At 66.2% G+C, this 18,201-nt stretch carries 19 protein-coding genes and 1 tRNA gene; 10 read left to right on the forward strand and 10 right to left on the reverse strand.

The genetic code is table 11. From position 1 onward, the window contains the following. Positions 1-23 precede the first annotated feature (23 nt). Positions 24-1,400, reverse strand: a complete 1,377-nt coding sequence (locus ACM9HJ_RS13970; RefSeq protein ID WP_416572349.1) for an RsmB/NOP family class I SAM-dependent RNA methyltransferase — start codon at positions 1,398-1,400, stop codon at positions 24-26. A 154-nt stretch (positions 1,401-1,554) separates the two neighbouring features. On the opposite strand from ACM9HJ_RS13970, the gene ACM9HJ_RS13975 reads away from it, so the two are divergent. From ACM9HJ_RS13975 to thiE, 4 genes are all read left to right on the forward strand, one after another. Beyond that, on the forward strand, positions 1,555-2,340 hold the full coding sequence (locus ACM9HJ_RS13975; RefSeq protein WP_416572350.1) for a rhamnogalacturonan acetylesterase: 786 nt from the start codon (positions 1,555-1,557) through the stop codon (positions 2,338-2,340). A 292-nt stretch (positions 2,341-2,632) separates the two neighbouring features. Next, positions 2,633-3,085, forward strand: a complete 453-nt coding sequence (locus ACM9HJ_RS13980) for a hypothetical protein (protein ID WP_416572351.1) — start codon at positions 2,633-2,635, stop codon at positions 3,083-3,085. Positions 3,086-3,209: 124 nt separating this feature from the next. After that, complete coding sequence (locus tag ACM9HJ_RS13985) at positions 3,210-4,139, forward strand: class I fructose-bisphosphate aldolase (RefSeq protein ID WP_416572352.1); 930 nt, start codon at positions 3,210-3,212, stop codon at positions 4,137-4,139. 124 nt (positions 4,140-4,263) lie between these two features. After that, positions 4,264-4,899 carry a thiamine phosphate synthase gene (thiE, locus tag ACM9HJ_RS13990; RefSeq protein ID WP_416572353.1) on the forward strand — a complete coding sequence of 212 codons (636 nt, stop codon included), beginning with the start codon at positions 4,264-4,266 and terminating at the stop codon, positions 4,897-4,899. A gap of 6 nt (positions 4,900-4,905) precedes the next feature. Here the strand turns inward: thiE and ACM9HJ_RS13995 are convergent, their stop codons facing one another. Further along, positions 4,906-6,699: an ABC transporter transmembrane domain-containing protein gene (locus ACM9HJ_RS13995; protein ID WP_416572354.1), complete on the reverse strand. Its 1,794-nt coding sequence runs from the start codon at positions 6,697-6,699 to the stop codon at positions 4,906-4,908. 212 nt (positions 6,700-6,911) lie between these two features. Between ACM9HJ_RS13995 and rpmE the strand changes: the two genes are divergently transcribed. Beyond that, positions 6,912-7,133, forward strand: a complete 222-nt coding sequence (gene rpmE, locus ACM9HJ_RS14000; protein WP_416572355.1) for a 50S ribosomal protein L31 — start codon at positions 6,912-6,914, stop codon at positions 7,131-7,133. A gap of 233 nt (positions 7,134-7,366) precedes the next feature. Here rpmE and gor read toward each other — a convergent pair whose 3' ends face one another. From gor to ACM9HJ_RS14015, 3 genes are all read right to left on the reverse strand, one after another. Beyond that, entirely contained in the window at positions 7,367-8,734 is a 1,368-nt protein-coding gene (gene gor / locus ACM9HJ_RS14005) for a glutathione-disulfide reductase (RefSeq protein ID WP_416572356.1), read from the reverse strand. Between the two features lie 82 nt (positions 8,735-8,816). After that, on the reverse strand, positions 8,817-9,611 hold the full coding sequence (cysQ, locus tag ACM9HJ_RS14010) for a 3'(2'),5'-bisphosphate nucleotidase CysQ (protein WP_416572357.1): 795 nt from the start codon (positions 9,609-9,611) through the stop codon (positions 8,817-8,819). Positions 9,612-9,681: 70 nt separating this feature from the next. Then, positions 9,682-9,942: a BrnA antitoxin family protein gene (locus ACM9HJ_RS14015; RefSeq protein ID WP_416572358.1), complete on the reverse strand. Its 261-nt coding sequence runs from the start codon at positions 9,940-9,942 to the stop codon at positions 9,682-9,684. 218 nt (positions 9,943-10,160) lie between these two features. Here ACM9HJ_RS14015 and ACM9HJ_RS14020 point away from each other — a divergent pair, with 218 nt between their 5' ends. After that, positions 10,161-10,883 (forward strand): SOS response-associated peptidase, encoded by a 723-nt coding sequence (locus ACM9HJ_RS14020; protein WP_416572359.1) that lies wholly within the window; start codon positions 10,161-10,163, stop codon positions 10,881-10,883. An 8-nt stretch (positions 10,884-10,891) separates the two neighbouring features. Next, entirely contained in the window at positions 10,892-11,428 is a 537-nt protein-coding gene (locus ACM9HJ_RS14025; RefSeq protein ID WP_416572360.1) for a thermonuclease family protein, read from the forward strand. Positions 11,429-11,574: 146 nt separating this feature from the next. Here ACM9HJ_RS14025 and ACM9HJ_RS14030 read toward each other — a convergent pair. After that, positions 11,575-11,649: transfer RNA gene (locus tag ACM9HJ_RS14030), tRNA-Val, on the reverse strand. 173 nt (positions 11,650-11,822) lie between these two features. Here ACM9HJ_RS14030 and ACM9HJ_RS14035 point away from each other — a divergent pair. Next, positions 11,823-12,632 (forward strand): DUF3108 domain-containing protein, encoded by an 810-nt coding sequence (locus ACM9HJ_RS14035; protein ID WP_416572361.1) that lies wholly within the window; start codon positions 11,823-11,825, stop codon positions 12,630-12,632. Between the two features lies 1 nt (position 12,633). Here the strand turns inward: ACM9HJ_RS14035 and gph are convergent, their stop codons facing one another. Next, positions 12,634-13,311 carry a phosphoglycolate phosphatase gene (gene gph, locus ACM9HJ_RS14040; protein ID WP_416572362.1) on the reverse strand — a complete coding sequence of 226 codons (678 nt, stop codon included), beginning with the start codon at positions 13,309-13,311 and terminating at the stop codon, positions 12,634-12,636. Positions 13,312-13,394: 83 nt separating this feature from the next. Between gph and glmU the strand changes: the two genes are divergently transcribed. Next, positions 13,395-14,753 (forward strand): bifunctional UDP-N-acetylglucosamine diphosphorylase/glucosamine-1-phosphate N-acetyltransferase GlmU, encoded by a 1,359-nt coding sequence (glmU, locus tag ACM9HJ_RS14045; RefSeq protein ID WP_416572363.1) that lies wholly within the window; start codon positions 13,395-13,397, stop codon positions 14,751-14,753. A gap of 154 nt (positions 14,754-14,907) precedes the next feature. Here glmU and ACM9HJ_RS14050 read toward each other — a convergent pair whose 3' ends face one another. Beyond that, positions 14,908-15,399 carry a YajQ family cyclic di-GMP-binding protein gene (locus tag ACM9HJ_RS14050; protein WP_416572364.1) on the reverse strand — a complete coding sequence of 164 codons (492 nt, stop codon included), beginning with the start codon at positions 15,397-15,399 and terminating at the stop codon, positions 14,908-14,910. An 86-nt stretch (positions 15,400-15,485) separates the two neighbouring features. Then, complete coding sequence (locus ACM9HJ_RS14055; RefSeq protein ID WP_416572365.1) at positions 15,486-15,650, reverse strand: hypothetical protein; 165 nt, start codon at positions 15,648-15,650, stop codon at positions 15,486-15,488. A gap of 259 nt (positions 15,651-15,909) precedes the next feature. Here ACM9HJ_RS14055 and ACM9HJ_RS14060 point away from each other — a divergent pair, with 259 nt between their 5' ends. Continuing rightward, the gene (locus ACM9HJ_RS14060; RefSeq protein ID WP_416572366.1) at positions 15,910-17,262 is read left to right on the forward strand and encodes a TldD/PmbA family protein; all 1,353 of its coding nucleotides are present in this window, start codon (positions 15,910-15,912) and stop codon (positions 17,260-17,262) included. A 155-nt stretch (positions 17,263-17,417) separates the two neighbouring features. Here ACM9HJ_RS14060 and ACM9HJ_RS14065 read toward each other — a convergent pair whose 3' ends face one another. Further along, on the reverse strand, positions 17,418-18,170 hold the full coding sequence (locus ACM9HJ_RS14065; protein ID WP_416572367.1) for a response regulator transcription factor: 753 nt from the start codon (positions 18,168-18,170) through the stop codon (positions 17,418-17,420). Between the last annotated feature and the right edge of the window lie 31 nt (positions 18,171-18,201).

The raw sequence follows: 18,201 nt of genomic DNA on the forward strand, positions 1-18,201 counted from the left end.
AATGTCCATCGGGTGGGGCCAATTCACGCGGTAGCTTCTTCCACTGCGACCGGTTCTTCCACCGGCGCCGCTTCTTCAGCAGCCTTTTCCTCCGCCACGTCCGCACGGCGTTCCAGCACGGCGGCGAAGAACCCGTCCGTGTCGTGGCGCAGCGGCGTCAGGCGCAGCATGTCGGTATCCACCGGCGGCTTGCCCCAGGCGGTGGGCCAGGCGGTGGGCACCGGCACCAGGGTGAAATCGGGATGGGTGGCCAGGAACGCCTCCACCTGGCCCTCATTCTCCTCGCGCAGCAGCGAGCAGGTGGCATAGACGATGCGCCCGCCGGGCCGGACCAGACGCGCGGCGCTGTCCAGGATGCTGGACTGGAGCGGCAGCAGTTCCACCAGGCCGGGGCCCAGGGGGCGCCAGCGGCTGTCGGGATTGCGGCGCCAGGTGCCGGTGCCGGAACAGGGCGCATCCACGACGACGCGGTCGAACTTACCCTTGTGGCGCTTCACCCAGGGGTCACGCTCGGTAGAGATGGCGCGGGTTTCGATATTGTGCAGGCCGGCGCGGCGGAACCGCTCCTTCGCACGGGTAAGGCGGCCTTCCAGCACGTCGGTGGCCACCACCCTGCCCTTGTTTTCCATCATCGCGGCGATGGCCAGGGTCTTGCCGCCGGCCCCAGCGCAGAAATCCACCACCTGCATGCCGGGCCGGGCATCGGCCATGAAGGCCACCAGCTGCGAACCCTCGTCCTGGATTTCGATCATGCCGGACTTGTAGGCATCCAGCGCCATCACCGGCGCGCGGCCGGCCAGACGCAGGCCCACGGGCGACAGGTCGGTGGCGGTGGCCTTGATGCCGGCATCGGCCAGGGCCTTCTGCGCCTCTTCCCGCGTGCCCTTCACCGGGTTCACGCGCAGATCCAGCGGCGCCTCGCCCAGCATGGCCGACGCCTCCACCAGGAAACGGTCGCCGAAGGTGGCGCGCATGGAGGCTTCGGCCCAATCCGGCACCTCGGCCTGCACGGCCTCAGGTTGGTCGGGATGGTTCAGGGTGCGGGTGTCCAGCGCGCGGGTCAGCTTGCGTTCACGGTCGCTCAGCGGGGCGGGCGCGAACTTCGCGCCATTGAACAGGCCGCCGATGGCATCGGCCGAACGGCCGCCGGCCAGCATGCAGTCGGCAATGACCAGGGCGCGCGGGTCGGGCATGTGGTTCACCCGTTCCAGCCACCAGTGCAGCCGCGCCCAATGGCGCATGACGCCATAGACCAGCGACGCGATCTCGCCCCGGTCCTTGGCACCGATGAAGCGGCGGGCGCGGAAGAAGGCGCTGGTCACGGCATCGGCCGGGCGCGGGGTGTCCATCACCTCGGCAAGCAGGTCGGTGGCGGTGGCCAAACGGGCGGCGGGGGTCATGGCTCTTCTTCCGGATACGCTGGTAAAGCGCGGGAATATAGGGCCGGTGCGCGGCTGGCGGAAGTCCCCAAGGCAACGGGACGGGCTTGCACCCCACGCTCCCCTTGCCTATGGTGACACCGGTTTCCAATTATCATACGAATCGGGAGGCAAGATGCGCCACTGGATGATCCCGGCCCTGGCGGCCCTGTTCCTGGCGGGTCCGGCGGCACAGGCGGGTGAGCGCATCTTCATCGCCGGCGATAGTACGGCCGCCAATTATGGCGTCGACCGCTATCCGCAAATGGGTTGGGGCATGGCGCTGGCCTGCAATCTGGACGGCACTGTGGGTGTGGAGAACCGTGCCATGGGCGGGCGCAGCACCAAAAGCTTCATCGCCGAGGGGCGGTTCGACGCCATCGCCAAGGATATCGCCGCCGGCGACACGCTGCTGATCCAGTTCGGGCATAATGATGCCAATCAAGCCAAGGAGGAGCGGTACACGCCCCTACCCGCCTTCCGCATCAACCTGCTGCGCTTCATTTCCATGGCGCGGGAAAAGGGGGCGCAGGCCGTTCTGCTGACCCCGGTGGCCATGCGCAAATACAATCCCGACGGTTCCATCATCGACAGCTTCCCCGATTATGCCGATGTGGCACGGACGGTGGCGCGGGAGACGGCAACCCCACTGATCGACCTGGGCTATGACAGCCGCGTCTATGTGCAGGGGCTGGGGGCGGAGCCGGCCAAGGCTTACTATCTGCATTACGGCAAGGAGGCGGGTTATGCCCGCTGGCCCGACGGTATCGCCGACGACGTGCATTTCAGCGAGATCGGGGCGCGGGCCATGGCGTCGCTGGTGGCCGCCAGGCTGAAGGAACTGAACCTGCCCGTGTCCGCACATGTGAAGCCGCTGCCGGCGGCCAACCCGCCGACCCTGGGCTGGCCGACCTGTCCTTGACGATGCCGATGGTGGCGATGGATAGTGGATTCCCGATCCGTATCTCTGTCATCCCGGCTTTCGCCCATGGGCGCTAACTTAGGTGATTTGCATTGCCGTAGAAGCTCCTTCTACCGTCACCCCGGCGAAGGCCGGGGCCTATGTCGTAGAGCGAAGCGCTTGTCACTTGGGCCCCGGCTTCCGCCGGGGTGACGGTAGTGAGGGCGGAATTGGTCGGCTCAATCATTTAAGTTAGCGCCCATGGGCGCACGCCGGGATGACGAGATCAATCAACCCCGGTTTACATACAGTCATGTCACTCCCCCCCGCCCAACCCGACTGGTCCGCCGCCCCCGCCGTGCGCGTGGATGGGCTGGTGGCTGGGCAAATGGTGCTGGAGATCGCCGATGGGCGGCCGGTGCGGCTGGTGTCGGATGTCGGCATCACCGGGCTGGCCGGGGCCGGCTGGTGGGCCGGGCTGCAACAGGCCTGGGCGCATACGGCCAAGGGGCCGTTCCGGGCCATTCTGGACTGCGCCGACCTACCCGGACTGGTGCTGTCGGCCCTGCGTGCGGGATGCACCGACATCGCCTTCACCCCGGCACCGGCGACTCCGCAAGGGGTTAACGACCGTCTGACATCGTTGGCAGAGGCCCATGGGGCACGCCTGCACCCGGCACCCACCAGCGTCACAGAGGTGTGCTGGCGGCGCAACCGTGGTGCCACCCTAAGGCAACACCTGACCCAACATATTGATTTCAAATAAATGTAACGGAATTTCCTCCGTTACCGCCTCACGCCGTCACGTTGCTTTACACACCCGCCTGGGATATCAAACCGGCACCCACATGAGGGCCTGAACGGCCCGCCGAACTGGCAGGAAATCGAAGATGAAGCTGACCCGCCGCGTTAAGGAAATCCTTTCCTGGTATGAGAGCGACAATCCCGGCACCAAGGCCAATCTCGCCCGCATCCTGATGGAAGGCCGCCTGGGTGGCACCGGCAAGCTGGTGATCCTGCCGGTCGACCAGGGTTTCGAACATGGCCCGGCCCGCAGCTTCGCCATGAACCCGGCCGCCTATGACCCGCACTATCATTTCCAGCTGGCCATCGATGCCGGGCTGTCGGCCTATGCCGCCCCGCTGGGCCCGCTGGAGGCTGGTGCAGCCACCTTCGCCGGCTCCATCCCGTTGATCCTGAAGATGAACAGCGCCAACAGCCTGTCGCGCCAGAAGGAAAACGCCGACCAGGCGGTGACCGCCAGCGTCGATGACGCGCTGCGCATCGGTGCGTCGGCCATCGGCTTCACCATCTACCCCGGCTCCGACAGCATGTTCGGCCAGTACGAGGAGATCCGGGAACTGTCGCGCGAGGCCAAGTCCAAGGGCATCGCGACCGTGATCTGGTCCTACCCGCGCGGCGGCGACATCTCCAAGAAGGGTGAGCTGGCGCTGGACGTGGACGCGTACGCGGCCCACATGGCCGCGCTGCTGGGCGCCCATATCATCAAGGTCAAGCTGCCCACCGCCGACCTGGAACAGGACGAGGCGCGCAAGATCTATGAGAAGCACAATATCCCGCGCGAGACCCTGGCCGAGCGCGTGAAGCACATCACCCAGGCCTGCTTCAACGGCCGCCGCATCGTCGTCTTCTCCGGCGGTGCCGCCAAGGGGGAGGACGCGGTGTATGAGGATGCCCGCGCCATCCGCGACGGCGGCGGCAACGGCTCCATCATCGGCCGCAACGCCTTCCAGCGCTCACGCGAAGACGCGCTGGCCCTGCTGGACAAGCTGGTGCGCATCTACCAGAACAAGGAATAAGCGGTTCCCGCTTGTTCCCAGATATCAGGGGTCAAGGCCATTGACCCCTGATATATACTGCCTGCTATGGGGCCCGGCGCGGTTCGCTGCGTCGGGCTCTTTCTTTATCGTCATTGAGAAAACCATGTCCGACTGCCGCCTCTACCTGATCACCCCACCCCGCATCGATCTGGCCATCTTCCCCAAGCTGCTGGCATCAGCGCTGGATGCCGGCGACGTGGCCAGCGTGCAGTTGCGGTTGAAGGATGTGGGCGATGACGAAATCCGCCGTACCATCGACGCACTGCGGCCCGTGGTGCAGAGCCGGGAGGTGGCGTTCATCCTGAACGACCGGCCCGATCTGGCCGCGGCCAGTGGCTGCGACGGGGTGCATGTCGGGCAGGAGGATACACCCTATGCCCAGGCCCGCAAGATCGTGGGCCGCGACGCCATCGTCGGCGTCACCTGCCACGACAGCCGGCATCTGGCCATGGTGGCAGGGGAGGATGGGGCCGATTACGTGGCCTTTGGCGCTTTTTTCGATACGGCAACCAAGGAGCCCAAGGCGCGGGCCGAGCCGAAGATCCTGTCCTGGTGGCAGGAGATGATGGAAATCCCCTGCGTGGCCATCGGCGGCGTCACCGTGGAGAATTGCCCGGTGCTGGTCGATGCCGGTGCCGATTTCCTGGCCGTCAGCGGTGGCGTGTGGAATTACGCCGAGGGGCCGGCGGCGGCGGTGAAGGCGTTCAACAAGGTGATCGCGGACGTGCTGGGGGTGTAACGCCCCTCATCCATGATCGAACTGCAAGGCCGCCAAGTGGGCGTAAAGCCCGCCACGGCGCAGCAATTCCTCATGCGTCCCCTCCTCCACCACCTTGCCGACTTCCAGCACGATGATGCGGTCGGCATTGACCACCGTGGCCAGTCGGTGGGCGATGATCAGGGTGGTGCGGCCCTTCATCAGGGTCTCCAGGGCCGCCTGCACCACCCGCTCGCTTTCGGCATCCAGCGCCGACGTGGCCTCGTCCAGCAGCAGCACGGGCGCGTCGCGCAGAATGGCGCGGGCAATGGCCAGGCGCTGGCGCTGCCCGCCAGACAGACGCACGCCTTTCTCGCCCAGGAACGTGTCGAACCCTTCCGGCATGGCCTGGATGAAGTCCAGCGCATGGGCGGCGGACGCGGCGGCCCGCACCTCCGCATCCGACGCATCGGGCCGGCCATAGCGGATATTCTCCATGGCACTGGCCGAGAAGATCACCGAATCCTGCTGGACGATGCCGATGCGGGCGCGCAGATCGGCGGGATCGGCCTGGGCGATGTCCACCCCGTCCAGCCGGACGCTGCCCTGCTGCGGGTCGTAGAAGCGCAGGAGAAGCTGGAAGATCGTGGTCTTGCCGGCACCGGACGGACCGACCAGGGCCACGCGCTCCCCCGGACGGATGGTCAGGTTCAGCCCATCCAGAGCGCTGTCCTTGGGCCGCGAGGGATAGTTGAAACGCACCCCGTCGAACCGCACCTCGCCCTGCGTCGGCGACGGCAAAAGCAGCGGCTGGGCCGGCGCGCGGATATCGGGGACGGTGGCCAGCAGGTCGAACAGCCGCTCCGTGGCGCCGGCCGCGCGCGACAGGTCGCTGGCCACTTCCGACAGCGCCCCCACCGCACCGGCCACCATGACGGCATAGAAGACGAAGGCGGAAAGCTGACCGGCGCTGATCCGGCCGGCGATCACATCATGCCCACCGATCCACAGCACCATGCCGATGGCCCCGAACACCAGCACGATGACCAGCATGGTCAGCCAGGACCGTGCCTTGATCCGGCGCAGAGACACGGTAACCGTATCCTCTACCCGGTCACGAAACCGGTTGATCTCCATCGGTTCCCGCCCGAACGCCTGGACGGTGCGGATGCCGCCCAGCACCTCGTCCACCGTGCTGCCGATATCGGCGACGGCGTCCTGGCTGGCGCGCGACAGGCTGCGGACCTTGCGGCCAAAGATGATGATGGGTGCCACCACCAGTGGCACCACCAGCAACACCAGCCCCGTCAGCTTGCCCGAGGTCAGGCCCAGCAGCACCAGACCGCCCACCAGCATCAGACTGTTACGCAGGGCGATGGACACCGATGTGCCGATCACCTGCTGCAACAGGGTCGTGTCGGTGGTCAGGCGCGAGAGAATCTCCCCGGTCTTCGTCGTCTCGAAAAAAGCCGGTGATTGCGTGACCAGATGATCGAAGACCTTGCGCCTGATATCGGCCACCACCCGCTCCCCGATCCAGGAGACCAGGTAGAATCGGGTGAAGGTGGAAACCGCCAGCAGCACGATGACCACCAGCATGACCAGCAGCGCCTGGTTCAGCAGGTCGGCATTGCCCGCCGCGAATCCGCGATCCACCAGCGCCTTCAGGCCCTGACCCAGGCCCAGCACGGTGCCGGCCGCAACAGCCAGCGCCGCCGTGGCGGCGGCCATGCGCAGCCGATAGGGCTTCAGGAACGGCCAAAGCAGGCGCAAAGGCTTCAGATCGCGACGATTCTGGCCCTCGGGCGGGGTGCGTTCGGCGCTGCTGTCACGAAAGACCAAGGAAGTTGCTCCGCACAGAAGAAAGCGGGTGGAAATCGAAACCATCCCGTGGTAACCGCATGACCGCGTCAGGGCAACAACAACGCCCCGATAACATAGCTGCCGCGCCGAACACGTATCAGCCCAGCCTTGCGTCTCCGCAGGGCCGGACGGGGTTGCCTTCACCCCCAGCTTGGTATAAAAGCGCGGCTTCGATTTAGGGACTGCCGACCATGAAGCCTGATATCCACCCCGAGTACCACGAGATCACCGTCGTCATGACCGACGGTAGCTCCTTCAAGACCCGCACCACCATGGGCAAGGCCGGCGACACGCTGCGTCTGGACATCGATCCGAAGTCCCACCCGGCGTGGACGGGCGTGCAGAAGCTGCTGGACACCGGCGGTCAGATCGCCAAGTTCAACAAGCGCTTCCAGAGCTTCGGCCTGAAGTAAGCAGCTTGGCCGCAAGGCAAACGAAAAGCGCCGCCGGGAGCATCCTGGCGGCGCTTTTTGTGTTTGGGGTTGTTATGTCGATCCACATGAATATCCACCGTCATTCCCGCGAAAGCGGTAATCCAGCGTAAGGCGCGGTAAGCGCCGATATGGGTCTTATCGCGGCGGACGCCGCTCTACGCTGGATCCCCGCTTGCGCGAGGATGACGGTGTAGAGCGGCTCGAAGCGACAATCACACCGGGTCCGGCGACTTCGTCCGCATGGTGACGAATTCCTCCGCCGCCGTGGGGTGCAGGCCGATCGTGTTGTCGAACATCTGCTTGGTGGCACCGGCATTCATGGCCACCGCGATGCCCTGGATCATCTCCGGCGTGTCGGTGCCCACCATGTGGCTGCCCACGACCTTCTGTGTTTCCCGGTCTACCACCAGCTTCATGAAGGTACGCTGATCACGGCCCGACAGCTGGTGGCGCATCGGCTTGAAATTGGTGCGATAAATATCGACGCCGCTGGGCAAGGTGGCACGCGCCTGTTCCTCCGTGATGCCGACCGTGGCGACGGGCGGGATGGAGAAGACGGCAGTGGGGATATTGTCGTAATTCACGTCGCGCGCACGGTTGCCGTACAGGCGATCGGCCAGCACATGCCCCTCCGCCAGGGCCACGGGCGTCAGGTTGACGCGATTGGTGACGTCGCCCAGGGCGTAGATGCTGGGAACGTTGGTCTGGTACTGGTCATTGACCTTGATGGCCCCGGCATCATCCAGTTCCACGCCCGGCTTCTCCAGCCCCAGATCCTTGGTTAGGGGCTTACGGCCGATGGCGTAAACAACCGCATCGCATTCGATGCGCTGCCCGTCGGACAGATGCGCGATCAGGCCGGTCTCCACCTTCTCGATCCGGTCGATGATGGTGTTCAGGCGCAGGTCGATGCCGGACTTACGCACCTCGTCCGCCACGAATTCCCGTACATCCAGGTCGAATCCGCGCAGGATCTGCCGGCCGCGATAGAGCTGGGTGACCTTGGCACCCAAGCCATTGAACAGCCCGGCGAATTCCAGCGCGATATAGCCGCCGCCGGCGACGACGACGCGCTTGGGGAATTCCTTCAGATAGAAGATCTCGTTCGACGTGATGCCATATTCCCGCGCCCCCGGCTCCTTGGGCAGTTCCGGCCAGCCGCCGGTGGCGACCAGGATCCGTTCCGCCGTCACACGCTTGCCGTTCACTTCCACCGTATGGGCATCGACGATGGTGGCGCGACCTTCGAACACCGTCACGCCGGCCCCTTCCAGCAGACGCTGATAGATGCCGTTCAGGCGCGCGATCTCCTTGTCCTTGGCTTCGATCAGGGCGTTCCAGTCATGGGTGGGCTTTTCCACCTGCCAGCCGAAACCGGCCGCATCCTCGAACGCCTGGCCATATTCCGCGCCATAGACCAGCAGCTTCTTGGGCACGCAGCCGACATTGACGCATGTGCCGCCGAAATAGCGTTCCTCCGCCACCGCCACACGCGCCCCATGCCCCGCCGCGATGCGCGACGCCCGCACCCCGCCCGAACCGGCGCCAATGGTGAACAGGTCGAAATCATACTGGGACATGGTGGGTAGCCCTGAAGGAAGGAAGATGGAGCATATGTAGGCACAGGGGTGCGCGGATGCTGCGCTCTCTATCGCAAGCCTGTCATGCCCCGCCCCAGGCCACGAAATGCGGGTTCAGGAAGGTGGGAGCCTTGCCATAGGGGAAGGGCTCGCCATCCAGCAGGGTCAGGCAGCCGCCCGCCCCCAGCAGCACGGCATGGCCGGCGGCGATGTCCCATTCGCAGGTGGGGCCCAGGCGGGGATAGACATCGCCCACCCCTTCCGCCACGCGGCAGAATTTCAGAGAACTGCCGGCCGCGACCTTTTGTGACACCCGCCGGCCCGTCAGGAATTCCTCCACGGCTGCATTATCGGCATGACTGCGCGAGGTCAGCACGGTCAGGCCCAAAGCCGGCACCGCGCGTACCCGGATGGGTTCATCCGGCTGCCCCGGGCGACCGCGTACGGCAGTGTCGGGACCGGATGCGGCGTACATGGTGCCGCCCACGGGCAGCATGACGACGCCCAGGACGGGCGCGCCGTCCTGGATCAGGGCGATGTTCACGGTGAACTCGCCATTACGCTTGATGAATTCCTTGGTGCCGTCCAGCGGATCGACCAGCCAGAAGGTGCCGGCGGAGATGTCGGGGATGCGGCCGGCGGCCACCTCCTCCTCCGTCACCACGGGGATGGCGGGGGTCAGGGCGCGGAGCGCTGCCAGGATGATAGCATCGGCATCATTGTCGGCGGCAGTCACGGGGCTGCCATCGGCCTTCTCCACCGCTTCGGCCCCGGCCTCGTAATGGCGCAGGATAGCGGCGGATGCCTTTTCAGCAGCAGCGCGGACGGCGGGCAACAGGCCCGCCAGTTCTTCCGGGGACAGTACTTCCAGGGACATGGGCGAAGGCTCTCCTGGCCAAAATTCGCCCGATCATAGGGAATGGATCACGGGGGGCCAAGCCTCCCGGTCACTCCCCATCGTCATGGTCGGCCATATAGGCACGCAGGGCCGCGTTGATCCGGGCCTGCATGGCGCGGTCGCCGCCACCATGACGGCGGAACCAATCCACCAGATCGCCATCCAATTGCAGCTTCATGGTACGGCGATCCATGCCGCGCGGCCGGCGCGGCGGCCAGATATGGGCGGATTGCACCTCTTCGGGTTCATCCAGCCGCAACAGGGCGGCGCGTTCGGCCGCGGTAATGACAACACCAGAAATATACGACATGCGCGTTCTCCCGCCGGCCCTGACGGCCAGCCAGCTTTCATGCCCCTGTCGCCCCAACGGAGAAGTTAAACGAAGGTTCCGGTCCCGGCCTGTGACTTCACGGTGACTTTTCCTTCACGGATCATATTGGAAACACCTGTCGCCCTGACAAGGGGTCCTGTTCAACCCGCTTTCACCCCGGTACTCTGGCCGGCAGCGCAACGGGGGACGATGCAGGCATGTGCGGGCGGTTTGTGCAGAAAAGCCTGGAAGACATGGCCGCGGGCTTCGGCGCCACGCTGCGCGCCGACATGGCCCCCCGGCATCTGGTCGCCCGCTACAACATCGCGCCCACGGCGGAAATCGGGGTGATCGGGCTGGACCGGGCCGGCGCGCGGTCGATGATTGCGATGCGCTGGGGCCTGGTGCCGTCCTGGGCCAATGATGCCTCGGGGGCGGCCCGCATGATCAATGCCCGCAGCGAGAGTGCCGCGGACAAGCCGTCTTTCCGCGAATCCTGGCAGAAGCGCCGTGCCATCATTCCCGCCGACGGATTCTATGAATGGCCGCAGACCGGCGACCGCAAGCAGCCCTGGTATGTGGCCCGCGCCGATGGCGGTCCCATGGCGTTTGCCGCCCTGTGGGATGTCTGGCGCGGCGGGGGGGACGGGCCCCTGTTCACCTGCTGCATCCTGACCGCGCCCGCCAATGACGAACTGGCCCGTATCCATGAGCGCACGCCGGTGATGCTGATGGACGAGGGGGCGATCGAACGCTGGCTGTCGCCCGCCACACCGGAAATCGCGCGCCACGGCCTGATGCGGGCACCGGCGACGGGCGCGCTGACCCTGCGGCCGGTCACCCCCCTGGTCAATGCCGTGCGCCATGACGGGCCGGAGCTGCTGGATGACTACCAGCCGGAAACGGCCATACCCGCCAAGGCCGTGGGGAGCCTGCTGTGAGGGCGGGAATGGCCCTCCTGGGGCTGGCCGCCCTGCTGGGGTTTGTACCCGCCGCATTGGGCCAGGCCGGCGGGGATGCGCCCGTGAAAGGCATCGGCACCGCCAAGGAAGGCGATCTGGTCACCGTTAAGGGCCAGGAATTCCGCCTGTTCGGCATCGACGCACCCGACAAGGACCAGAAATGCCTGAATGTGCGGGGGCGCGAATATGATTGCTTCGCCATGTCCAAGCGCATCCTGGAACTGCTGATCAACAACCGGGATATCGAATGCACGCCACGTGGCAAGTCCCCCGTCACGGGACCGAAGCAGGCCATATGCCGGGCGGAAAATGGCGACGACCTGGCCTATGCCATGGTGGAACGCGGCATGGCGCTGGCTTATCGCCCGCTCAGCTTCGATTATGTGTCGATCGAGGCGCGGGCCATCTCCTTCCGCCGCGGCCTTTGGGCCGGCCGGGTGGAACCGCCCTGGCTGTGGCGGTCGCGCCAGACGGAAGAAAAGCTGAACGAGATGCGCAAGCCGAAGACGGCCGGGGCACAGTAGCAGATAATTCTCCAGGCCGGCGACCGCCGGCCCGCCGCACGTGCGGCGTGAGCCAAGGGCGCGTCCGCGCCCGCCCGGCACCTGAGGGAATAATAAAACAAAAAAGCCGCCGACATTGCTGTCGGCGGCTTTTTGGAACCGGAGGATGGTGGGCGCGGCAGGGATTGAACCTGCGACCCCCGCCGTGTGAAGGCGATGCTCTCCCGCTGAGCTACGCGCCCATCCGTCGTCGGTGGAGCGGGGTTCTAAGGGGTTGGCGGCGACCTGTCAAAGGGAAAAAGTCGGGGACCTGCGATTTTTTCCGCCAACACCGGCGAAAGCCTTGCGGGGTGCGGGGTTGAGACCCACATTGCCGTTACGTCCGATGCCATAATGATTGGGAGGCCGAACCGACATGCGTGCCCTGAGCTGCCTGCCGATCGCGTTTCTGGCCCTCGCGCCATCCCTGCCAGCCATGGCACAGGACAAGGCGGGCGATCTGGCCCTGACCTATTCGGTGCATATTGGCGGCATGCATGTGCTAGACGCCGATGCCGACATGGCACTGGGGCCCGATGGTTACCGCGCCGGCCTGCGCATGCAGACGGACGGGTTCCTGGGCCGGGTGGCGCAGTGGAAGACGGATGTGCGGGCCCAGGGCAGCCTGGCCGCCCCCCTGCCCCGCCCGCGCCGGTTCACCGCCCATGGCAGCTGGCGCGACCAGCCGCGCCTGACCACGGTGGATTATACGCCCGACGGCACCCCGACCCTGACCCTGGCCGATCCGGAACCGGAGAAGGACCGGGAACCGGTGCCCGCCGACCTGCGATTGGGCACGGTGGACCCGGTATCGGCCATCGTCGCCGTACTGGACAAGGTGGCCAAGGCCGGCGATTGCGACATCACCGTCCCCGTCTATGACGGGCGCCAGCGTTACGACCTGATCTTCGCCACCCAGGGCGAAACGGTGCTGGAGGCCAGCAGCCTGTCGGTCTATGCCGGCCCGGCCACGGCCTGCACCGTGCGCTACAAGCCGCTGGCCGGCCGCTGGAAGGAAAACCGGCAGCGCGACCGCGACCGGGAGGGGGTGAAGCCCAAGGACGTGCCCGTCACCCTCTATATCGCCCCCGCCATCGCCGGCGGCCCGCCGGTGCCGGTGCGGCTGGAGATGGACAGCGCCCTGGGGGCCGTGAAGATGCACCTGTCGGCGGTAAAGGCCGGGTAGGTCAGGCCAGCCGGGCCAGCCCGGCCGGCAGATCGGCGAACCTGTCGATGATGATGTCGGCGCCCAGATCGGCCAACGGCATGCGCGGATAGCCATAGGCGACGGCCACCGCCGGCACGCCGGCTCCACGCGCCGCCGCCACGTCATTGGCATTGTCACCGACCATGACAGCTCCGCCCGCATCCACGCCCAACCGGTCCATCACCCAGAGCAGCGGCGCCGGGTGCGGTTTCTTCTCTGCCACCGTGTCACCGCCGGCCACGGCATCGAAGAAGGCGGCCAGACCCAGTTCGCCCAGCAGGTCACGGCTGATGCCCGCCGGCTTGTTGGTGCACAGGCCCAACCGGTGACCACCCGCCTTCAGCGCCGCCAGCGTCTCCACCACGCCGGGGTAAATACAGGCGGGATCGACCGGCAGGGCACCGTAAAGGTCGAGATAGCGGGCGGTCATCGGGGCCAGCGCACCGGGCGCCAGCGCCTCGCCGGTAGCGGCGAAGGCGCGCTCCACCAGACGGGCGGCCCCATCGCCGATCATGGCATGCACATCGGTCAGTGGCAGCTCCGCCCGCCCCTCCTGCGCCAGCAGCCGGTTCAGGCCGAGCGCGATGTCGGGAGCGCTGTCGATCAGGGTGCCATCGAAATCGAAGATGATCGCGGGGAACCGTTCAAGGATGCTCATATCGTCTGCCGCTTCCGCTTGGCGTGGCCGGGGGTGTCCTGTTACATGGGCGGCTTGGATCACCAGCCGCCCGGCCCGCCACCATGACTGATCGTCCGCTCGCCTGCATCATCCTTGCCGCCGGCAAGGGTACGCGCATGAAATCCTCGCTGCCCAAGGTGCTGCACCCGCTGGGTGGGCTGCCCATGGTCAAACATGTGGTGATGGCGGCGGAAAGCCTGTCACCGCAGCGTATCGTCGTCGTGGTCGGCCCCGGCATGGACAATGTCGCCGCCGCCGTGGCCCCGCATGTCACCGTTGTGCAGGAGCGCCAGCAGGGCACGGGTGACGCGGTGAAATCGGCGATGGGTGAACTGTCGGGCTTCACCGGTGACGTGCTGGTGCTTTACGGCGATTCGCCGCTGATCACGCCGGCCACGCTGGCGGCCATGGTGGTGGCGCGGCGCGGGGCCGGTGATCCCGCCGTGGTGGTGCTGGGCATGCGGCCCGCCGATCCCGGCGCCTATGGCCGCCTGGTCCTGGGCGCCGATGGCAGCCTGGAAAAGATCGTCGAATACCTGGACGCGACGCCCGAGGAACGCGCCATCACCCTGTGCAATGCCGGCTTCATGGCGTTCGACGGGGCGCGGATGGGCGATCTGCTGGCCGGGATCGGCAATGACAACGCCAAGGGCGAATATTACCTGACCGATGCAGTTTCCGTGGCGCGGGCCAGGGGTTTCACCTGCGCCGTCGTCGAGGGGCCGAACGACGATACGGCCGGCGTAAACAGCCGGGTGGAACTGGCTTGGATCGAGAAGATCTTCCAGGACCGGCTGCGCCATGCCGCCATGATCAACGGCGCCACCCTGCTGGACCCGCGAACCGTCTATTTCGCGGCCGACACCAAACTGGGCCGTGACGTCACCGTGGGCCAGAATGTGGTGTTCGGGCCGGGCGTGACGGTGGAGGACGGGGTGGAGATCAAGCCCTTCAGCCATCTGGAAGGCGTGGTGGTCCGCAAGAATGCGATCATCGGCCCCTATGCCCGCCTGCGGCCCGGCACGGATGTCGGTGAAGGCGCGCATATCGGCAATTTCGTGGAACTGAAGAACACGCATTTCGGCGCCGGGGCCAAGGCCAACCACCTGACCTATCTGGGCGATGCCGATGTCGGCGGCGGCAGCAATATCGGTGCGGGCACCATCACCTGCAATTATGACGGCGTGCTGAAGCACCGTACCCGCATCGGGGAGAAGGTGTTCATCGGCACCCATTCCACCCTGGTGGCACCGGTCGCGGTGGGTGACGGCGCCTATACGGCGGCCGGCACGGTGGTGACGCGCGATGTGGGCGCCGACGCGCTGGCCATTTCCCGCGCCCCGCAGGAGGAAAAGCCCGGCTGGGCATCGCGCTATCGCGCGGCCAAACTGGCGCTGAAGGCGAAGCTGGGGAAGAAGTAGGTGTTTGGGCTGTACCCAACCACCCACCGTCACCCCGGCGAAAGCCGGGGCCCAGTTCAGCGGCGATAGCCGCGGCATGACTCATATCGGCGCTGACCGCGCCTTGACACTGGGCCCCGGCTTTCGCCGAGATGACGGTAGAGAGTCGGAAACGTTAGTCGCGGAAATTCACGTACTGCAGCGGTTGCTCGATCTTCAGCCCCTTCACCAAGGCGATGGCGGCCTGCAGATCATCCAGCTTCTTGCCGACCACACGCAGTTCGTCACCCTGGATGGAGGCCTGGACCTTCATCTTGCTGTCCTTGATGGCCTTGTTGATCTGCTTGGACAGGGTCTGGTCCAGGCCCTGCTTGACCTTGATGGTCTGGCGCAGGGTCCCGCCGGCGGCATTCTCCTCCTTGCCCCAGTCCAGGCAACCGGGGTCCAGCTTGCGGCGCACGAAATAGCCTTTCAGCATTTCCTGCAGCTGCGCCAGCTTCAGCGCATCCTCGGTATGGATGTGGATCTCGTTCTCCTTCTCCTTCACCTCCAGAGTCGATTTGGAACCCTTGAAGTCGAAGCGCGTCTGCACCTCGCGCACAACGCCCTGCACGGCGTTGTTGACCTCGGCGATGTCGGTCTTGGAGACGATGTCGAAGGAAGGCATCGGGGAAATTTTCCTGGTAACGGATTGAAAGGCTGATGCCAGTTTAGCACCAGCCGTCCAGCCCCGTCACCTTCCCCGCCGGAGGGTCAGCCCTTCGGCGCCGCGGCCACCTGGTTGTGCGCCATGGTTCCGCCCTCGGCATGGGCCGCCTGCTCGCCAGCGGACATCGCCGCCACCACGAACAGACCGGCCAGGACCAGGGCTTGCAGGACCATGGCGGCACGCTGCTTAAAATTCGTCGCTTCACGCATTACGGCCTCCCGAAGGCTTGATGTTGATCCTGGGCATCGCCCCGATACCCGATAGGAAGACTATATAAGCGACTTTTTAACATGCAAACGTTTAATATTGTCTCTGACAGGTTTCGGCTTGGTAACGCCTTGTTCCTGTTGCACGGATGGCACAGGGGGCCGCCATCGCCCGTCACGCTTTGACCCTTTGCGGGCCGGGATGCCGGTGCTAGATGTCAGTGACGGGCCCGATGAAGGGTCAGCGCATACGGGAATCGTAATGAGCAAGCCGTCCTTCGACCAGAACGCCGCCAACCTGCTGGACGACCTGATCGGCCGCGCCCGCCGCGCCGGGGCCGATGCGGCCGACGCGCTGCTGGTGGATGCGGCGTCGCTGTCGCTGTCCACCCGGCTGGGCCAGCCGGAGGGGCTGGAACGGGCGGAAGCCGGCGACCTGGGCCTGCGTGTCTTCGTGGGCAAGCGCATGGCCGTGGTGTCCAGCACCGACCGCAGCCCGCGCATGCTGGCGGAACTGGCCGAACGCGCCGTTTCCATGGCACGAGCCGTGCCGGAGGACCCGTTCTGCGGCATCGCCGATCCGGACCAGATCACAAGCGGCTGGACCGACCTGGACCTGCTGGACCCGGCCGAGCCGACGGCGGAAGAATTGATCGCGGGCGCCAAGGCCACGGAGGACGCGGCCCGCGCCGTGGCCGGCGTCACCAATTCCGACGGGGCGGATGCCAGCTGGAGCCGCAGTGCCGTGACGCTGGTGGCCAGCAACGGGTTTGCCGGCGGCTATGGCGTGTCGCGCCGCAGCCTGTCCGTCTCCGTCCTGGCCGGTGAAGGCACCGGCATGGAGCGGGATTACGACTATCACTCCACCGTCTATGGCAGCGACCTGGAAAGCCCGGCGGAGATCGGGGCACGGGCCGGGCACAAGGTGGTGGCCAAGCTCAACCCGCGCAAGGTGAAGAGCCAGTCCGTACCCGTGGTGTTCGACCCGCGTCTGACCGGCGGATTCGTCGGCACCCTGTGCGGCGCCATTTCCGGGGCCGCCATCGCGCGCGGTACCAGCTTCCTGAAGGACCGGCTGGGCAAGGAGGTGTTCGCGCCTGGCATCCGGATCGTGGAGGACCCGCATGTCCGCCGTGGCCTGCGGTCCAAGCCGTTCGATGCCGAAGGCCTGGCCAACCATCGCCGCAACCTGATCGAGGACGGGGTGCTGACCACCTGGCTGATGGATCTGCGCTCCTCACGTCAGCTGGGCCTGGCCCCCACCGGCCATGCCACGCGCGGCACCAGCGGGCCGCCGGCCCCCAATGCCACCAATGTCTATCTGGTTCCCGGTCCGCTGTCGCCCAAGGAACTGATGGCCGATATCCAGCAGGGCCTGTATGTGACGGAGATGATGGGCCAGGGCGTGAATGGGGTGACCGGCGATTATTCGCGTGGCGCCGCCGGCTTCTGGATCGAGAATGGCGAGATCGCCTATCCGGTCAGCGAGATCACCATCGCCGGCAACCTGAAGGACATGTTCCGCCGCCTGGTACCGGCCAGCGACCTGCACCTGCGTTACGGCATCGACGCGCCGACCATCCGCATCGACGGGATGACCGTGGCCGGGATGTAAAGAAGCTTTCGTGTGCCATCAAGCGTCGGGCGCCGCCATCCGGCGGCTTGGCTTGACAGCGACCACGCGGCCGCGGGCCGGCAGTCGCCGGCCACTAAAAAGGCCCGGCCGAATGGATCGGCCGGGCCTTTTTAAATCTCCGAGCCCGAATAGGATCAGTCCGCGCGGAAACCCGTGCGGGCCGCCAGGATGGCGATCTGGGTGCGGTTGCGCGCGCCCAACTTCTGCATCATGGCGCGGACATGCACCTTCACCGTGCCTTCCAGCACACCCAACTGCCGCGCGATCTCCTTGTTGGAGCAACCGGACAGCAGCAGGCGGAAGATATCGCGCTGACGGTTGGTCAGGCGGGCGACGGAGGCGAAATCGGCCTGATCCTCCGCCACCGGCGCCGCCACGGACGGGGTCAGCATGGCATAGGGCATCTGCACATATCCCTCACGGGTCAGCGCCAGCGATACCGCCTCCGCCAGCACGGCGCTGGGATCGCTTTTCAGCAGGCAGGCCACGGCACCGGCCGTCAGCAGGGTTCGCGTTTCCGCGGGGGTGAAGGCAGACGACATCACGATGGCCGGCACACCCTGCAACCGCGCCAGGAAATCGGCGATGGCGGTCATCCGTTCCGTACCCAGGCCGTCGGCATCCAGCAGCACCACGTCGGGCACGCTGGTCGCCTGGGCCAGCAGGGTCAGGGCCTCCGCCGGGGTTCCCGCCTGCCAGGTCTGGGACCCGTCATGCAGCGACGCCAGCGTCAGGGCCAGACCATGGCGGACCAGCGCCTGGGGGTCGATGATCAGGAAACAGCGGCGACGCACGCCGGAAAGCGCATCACCCCCGGAAGGGCGCGCATAATTTTCCGTGGTCACGACACGCAGCGGATTGCCGCCCCGGCGTACAGCGATGGTCATCACGACCTCCAACAAACGGGCATCCAGACCC

It is taken from the genome of Niveispirillum sp. KHB5.9 (assembly GCF_048066115.1).
Classification (GTDB): Bacteria; Pseudomonadota; Alphaproteobacteria; order Azospirillales; family Azospirillaceae; genus Niveispirillum.

What these genes read in the sequence shown, in the direction of transcription:
- ACM9HJ_RS13970 (WP_416572349.1), bottom strand. Translation starts at nt 1,400, where the DNA reads ATGACCCCCGCCGCCCGTTTGGCCACCGCCACCGACCTGCTTGCCGAG.
- ACM9HJ_RS13975 (WP_416572350.1), top strand. Translation starts at nt 1,555, where the DNA reads ATGCGCCACTGGATGATCCCGGCCCTGGCGGCCCTGTTCCTGGCGGGT.
- ACM9HJ_RS13980 (WP_416572351.1), top strand. Translation starts at nt 2,633, where the DNA reads ATGTCACTCCCCCCCGCCCAACCCGACTGGTCCGCCGCCCCCGCCGTG.
- ACM9HJ_RS13985 (WP_416572352.1), top strand. Translation starts at nt 3,210, where the DNA reads ATGAAGCTGACCCGCCGCGTTAAGGAAATCCTTTCCTGGTATGAGAGC.
- thiE (WP_416572353.1), top strand. Translation starts at nt 4,264, where the DNA reads ATGTCCGACTGCCGCCTCTACCTGATCACCCCACCCCGCATCGATCTG.
- rpmE (WP_416572355.1), top strand. Translation starts at nt 6,912, where the DNA reads ATGAAGCCTGATATCCACCCCGAGTACCACGAGATCACCGTCGTCATG.
- gor (WP_416572356.1), bottom strand. Translation starts at nt 8,734, where the DNA reads ATGTCCCAGTATGATTTCGACCTGTTCACCATTGGCGCCGGTTCGGGC.
- cysQ (WP_416572357.1), bottom strand. Translation starts at nt 9,611, where the DNA reads ATGTCCCTGGAAGTACTGTCCCCGGAAGAACTGGCGGGCCTGTTGCCC.
- ACM9HJ_RS14015 (WP_416572358.1), bottom strand. Translation starts at nt 9,942, where the DNA reads ATGTCGTATATTTCTGGTGTTGTCATTACCGCGGCCGAACGCGCCGCC.
- ACM9HJ_RS14020 (WP_416572359.1), top strand. Translation starts at nt 10,161, where the DNA reads ATGTGCGGGCGGTTTGTGCAGAAAAGCCTGGAAGACATGGCCGCGGGC.
- ACM9HJ_RS14025 (WP_416572360.1), top strand. Translation starts at nt 10,892, where the DNA reads ATGGCCCTCCTGGGGCTGGCCGCCCTGCTGGGGTTTGTACCCGCCGCA.
- ACM9HJ_RS14035 (WP_416572361.1), top strand. Translation starts at nt 11,823, where the DNA reads ATGCGTGCCCTGAGCTGCCTGCCGATCGCGTTTCTGGCCCTCGCGCCA.
- gph (WP_416572362.1), bottom strand. Translation starts at nt 13,311, where the DNA reads ATGAGCATCCTTGAACGGTTCCCCGCGATCATCTTCGATTTCGATGGC.
- glmU (WP_416572363.1), top strand. Translation starts at nt 13,395, where the DNA reads ATGACTGATCGTCCGCTCGCCTGCATCATCCTTGCCGCCGGCAAGGGT.
- ACM9HJ_RS14050 (WP_416572364.1), bottom strand. Translation starts at nt 15,399, where the DNA reads ATGCCTTCCTTCGACATCGTCTCCAAGACCGACATCGCCGAGGTCAAC.
- ACM9HJ_RS14055 (WP_416572365.1), bottom strand. Translation starts at nt 15,650, where the DNA reads ATGCGTGAAGCGACGAATTTTAAGCAGCGTGCCGCCATGGTCCTGCAA.
- ACM9HJ_RS14060 (WP_416572366.1), top strand. Translation starts at nt 15,910, where the DNA reads ATGAGCAAGCCGTCCTTCGACCAGAACGCCGCCAACCTGCTGGACGAC.
- ACM9HJ_RS14065 (WP_416572367.1), bottom strand. Translation starts at nt 18,170, where the DNA reads ATGACCATCGCTGTACGCCGGGGCGGCAATCCGCTGCGTGTCGTGACC.